Raw genomic sequence first — 3,910 nt, 5'->3', positions numbered from 1 at the left:
AGCTGCTGCCACCAGCCGATGCAGGTGGCGTTGTCGTGGGTGCCGGTGTACACGCACCAGTTGCGGCCTTTGTAGTTGGCCGGCAAGTAGGGGTTCTCGGGATCGCCATCAAAGGCGAACTGGAGGATCTTCATTCCCGGCAGGCCGTAGCGATCACGCAGCACTTCAACAGCGGGGGTGATCACGCCCAAGTCTTCTGCGATCAGCGGCAGGTGCTGGCCGCGGTAGCGGCGGCTCAGGCAGCGCAGCAGGCTGCCGCCTGGAGACGGCCGCCAGCTGCCGTGCTCTGCCGTGCGATCCCCGCCAGGCACGCACCAGGCAGCTTCCAAGGCGCGGAAGTGATCGAGGCGCAGCAGGTCGACCAAGCTCAGCTGACGTTCCAGGCGCCTGAGCCACCAGCGAAAGCGCGTGAACCGGTGCAGCGGCCAGCGGTACACCGGAGTGCCCCACAGCTGCCCCGTGGCGGAGAAGTAATCGGGTGGAACACCGCTCTGCTGGCTCAAGCTGCCATCGGCTGTAGCAGAAAACAGACGCCGATGGCTCCACACATCGGCACTGTCGTGGGCGACGTAGAAGGGCACATCACCGATCACCTGAATGCCGCGCTGGCGGGAGTGATCCAGCAGCGCCTGCCACTGCTCCTGCAGCTGCCACTGCACCAGGGCCTCCTGCAGCAGCCGAGCCTGCTCCTGGTGATCGAAGGCCTGGAGAGCCGAGCGCTGGCGGCGCGCCAGAGGCCCCGGCCACTGCCACCAGGGCTGGGCGTTGAAGCGGCGGCGCAGCACCCAGAAGCGGCAGTGATCCACCAACCAGGCGCTCTGCTGGGCGCGCCATGTGGCGAAGCGCTCCTTCAGGGCGGCGTTCCATTGGGGGAAACGCCGCAACAGAGCGGCGGCCAGCAAGTCGGCGCGCTGATCCGCTCCAGCCAGATCCAACCGGCCCGAATCAGCGCCCTGGGAGAGGGCATCGAGATCAGCCGGCTCCAGCAGCCCAGCGACCACAAGCTGCTCGCCATCGAGCAGCCAGCCATTCAGCGCAAAGCTGCTGGGGGAGCTGTAGGGCGAACCCAGGCCATCGGGCGGCGCCAGGGGCAACAGCTGCCACGCCTTGATGCCGTGCTCAGCCAGCAGATCAAGCCATTGGTGCGCCGTGGTTCCAAAGGTGCCGCACACCGGCGAGCCGGGCAGGGCAGTGGGATGGAGCAGAACGCCGGCGCGTCGCATCAATCCGGGAGCCGGTAACGGCTGATGATCCGGCGCGCAAAGGCCGGGATGTGCTCTTCCACCTTGTCAGGATGATTGCGGCGCAGCCACAGGGCGTTGCGGGTGAAGTGGGAATCGATCGAGAAGCGACCGTATTCGAGGCCCTTCGGACCGAAGCGCTCCACAAAAAAGCCGATCAGGTTGGCCACCCACAGCGGCAGCTTCACCGCCTTGTCGTAGGCCTCGATGCCCTGCTGCACTGCCGCCTGGCGCTGGCCGGCGCTGGTCACAGGAGCCGTATCAAGCTCGGCCTCAACCAGATCCAGCAGCTGCTGGCCTTTGGGGTTGCGCACCGTGAGCCACTGGCGACCGAAGCTGGCGCCCATGTAGCCCACCACCAAGTCGGCTCCGGCATTGGTGTAGTCAAAGCAGCTCAGGCAGCTGGGGGCAAAGACGTTTTTGAGCTTCGGGGTATCAAGCCCGAAGAACGGCACCGTTTCTTCGCGCCCATCGCTGTGGCGGAAGTGGATGCGGAAGTCCTGCATGAACTCGTAATGCACCACCGTGTTCGGTGAGCTCACCGTGCTCTCGAGGAAGGTCTGCAGGCCTTGGCGCGACACGTTGTCGACGCAGGGCAGGCCCAACACGAACAGCTCCTCGAGCGGCAGGGTGGACTGCACGGCCCGCAGCGCCTGGATCTGGCACCCCACGCCGATCGCCAACAGCTTCTTGATGCCGCTACCAGGTAGCTGCTCGAGCACCTCGAGATTCGGCGAGAGGGTGGGCTTGTTCACCCGGGCGCTGAGCACCTCCTCAGGGGTGCGGGCCAGTCGCGGCACCGGGGTGAAGCGATCATCCTCGCTCTGGCCCACGCACAGCACCGCATCCACCAGGCCGGTTTCCAGGGCCCTCACACCGATGCGGCTGACGATGCCGGTCCATTGGGCACCAGCGATCGGCTGCTGCAGCCGGGCGGTGAGCATGCGCTGCTGCACACCGAAATAAAGCTCATCTTCGTGATCGAGATCGCGGCTACGGCCGTGGGCGGCCGTTTCCATCGCCTCGAAACGCTGATGCAGGAAAGCGCAGCTGTCCTTCACATAGGCCACCCAGCGGCTGTCGCACAGTCCGCACTGGCTGCAGAGATCTTTAGCGGGATACGTGCTGCCCTTGGCCAGGGGCTTGGCGCGCTCGTGCGGGGGGATAGCGGCAGAAGTCAACGGAGCCGGGCGGAGCGTGGTGTCTGAGTCCACAACCTATCGAGCGCGCCAGGCGGCAGGGCAGCAAAGCGGCGCAGCTCGGTCAAAGTGGAGCGATTGTTGATGGCCTCTCCGCTTTGGCTCCCGCCCAGCCACGCCCGCAGCGCCGCACGCGTGAGCGGGCTGCCCTTCGCCTGCTGGCCGCCGGACTGGGCCTCGCCAGCAGCCTGGCGCTTCTGGGGCTGATCTGGCCGGAGAGCGATCGCAGCGCGAGCGATCAAAGCCCGCCCAACGCCGCTGATCTGGCCGAGCCGCCAAGCCGTGCCATCAGCGTGCTGTTGATCGGCTCCGATGCCGATCAGCTGGGCAGCGGCACGGCCGCCACCCCCGCCAACAGCGATGCGCTGCTGCTGGTGCAGGTGAACCCGGAAGGGCCGCTGCAGCTGCTGAGCCTGCCTGTGGAAGCAGCCGTGCAGCTCCCCGGCGACAAGAAGCCCGTGGCCTTAGGAAGCCTGTACAAACGAGGCGGGCCGGCCCTGGTGGCCGGTGCTGCGGCTCAGCTGGTGGGCCTACCCCAGGCCCAACCCGATCGCTATGTGGTGCTGCCCCGGGCGGCGTTGCGCGATCTGGTGGATGGCATCGGGCGGGTGGAGCTCTCACCCGACCGGAGCATGCGATACACCGACAAGACGCAGAACTACTCGATTCGGCTGGAGGGCGGCCTGCAGGTGATGGATGGCCAGCAGGTGGAACAGCTGCTGCGCTTCCGCGATGAGGCCGATGGCGAGGAGCGGCGTCGCGACCGCCAGCAGATGGCGGTGGAGAGCGTGCTGCGCCAGATGGCCCAACGCCAACAGCTACAACAGCTGCCCGCTTTGCTCCAGCAGCTGCAGGGGCAAGTGGAAACCAACCTCACCCGCAGCGAGGCCTTGAGCCTGTTGGCCGTGGCCCTTCGCCCTGGCGAGCGGCTGGAGTTCCGCACCCTGCCGCTGAAGCCGCCGCAGCAGCCGAACAGTCCGCTCAGGGCGTTGGATCCGCGGGCTCAGCGGCCCTGGCCGAACTGAGTTGCCAGCGGGCCAACAGATGCAGGCGCAGCGCTTCAGCGGCTTCCTCCTCCAGGCTGCCGGCCTGCGGCATCTCAGCCGATAGCCAACCCAGCCAGGGGAGGCCATCCAGCCTCCGCCGCTCTGGCTGCCATGGCCCGTCCAGCTGCACCAAACCCACCAGCGGCACCCCGGCAACAACCAGCAAGGCGGTGTAGGCGCGCGCCAGGCCGGATTCCGCTTCGGCAGCTGACAGCTGCAGCAGCACGGGCTGACGCCAGGCCCCGAGGGCTTCACTCCAGCAGCCGGGCTTCGCCAGCTCGGCGCCGGGATCAAGGCCCAGGGGCAGCAACCAGCCCTCGACTTCGGCAGCCAGTCGGGCCATCAATGCTTGGGGATCGGCCTGCCCCTGCGCAGTGCAGGCGAGCGACCGCAACCCGAGCAAACCTGCCAGGCGCGCCCCATC

The 3,910-nt window shown here is 67.3% G+C and carries 3 protein-coding genes and 1 pseudogene; 1 reads left to right on the top strand and 3 read right to left on the bottom strand.

Going from position 1 to position 3,910, the window contains the following annotated elements; all coding sequences use genetic code 11:
• Together malQ and ACIQ2E_RS13130 are read right to left on the bottom strand one after the other, a co-directional pair.
• A partial coding sequence (gene malQ, locus ACIQ2E_RS13135) for a 4-alpha-glucanotransferase (protein WP_398331373.1) occupies positions 1-1,223 on the bottom strand: 1,223 nt, incomplete at its 3' end.
• Positions 1,223-2,422, bottom strand: coding sequence for a Coenzyme F420 hydrogenase/dehydrogenase, beta subunit C-terminal domain (locus tag ACIQ2E_RS13130; RefSeq protein ID WP_398331370.1), 1,200 nt, complete (start codon positions 2,420-2,422; stop codon positions 1,223-1,225). The genes ACIQ2E_RS13130 and malQ, both read right to left, overlap by 1 nt.
• Positions 2,423-2,538: 116 nt before the next feature.
• Here ACIQ2E_RS13130 and ACIQ2E_RS13125 point away from each other — a divergent pair, with 116 nt between their 5' ends.
• On the top strand, positions 2,539-3,465 hold the full coding sequence (locus ACIQ2E_RS13125; protein WP_398331367.1) for an LCP family protein: 927 nt from the start codon (positions 2,539-2,541) through the stop codon (positions 3,463-3,465).
• Here the strand turns inward: ACIQ2E_RS13125 and ACIQ2E_RS13120 are convergent.
• Positions 3,422-3,910, bottom strand: a pseudogene (locus ACIQ2E_RS13120) (hypothetical protein); the annotation flags it as partial. The gene ACIQ2E_RS13125 and the pseudogene ACIQ2E_RS13120 sit on opposite strands and share 44 nt — an antisense overlap.

Source organism: Vulcanococcus sp., assembly GCF_044369115.1.
Classification (GTDB): domain Bacteria; phylum Cyanobacteriota; class Cyanobacteriia; order PCC-6307; family Cyanobiaceae; genus Vulcanococcus.
Note: the sequence above shows the minus strand (reverse complement) of the source record. Positions and strands in the feature narration are given on the sequence as shown.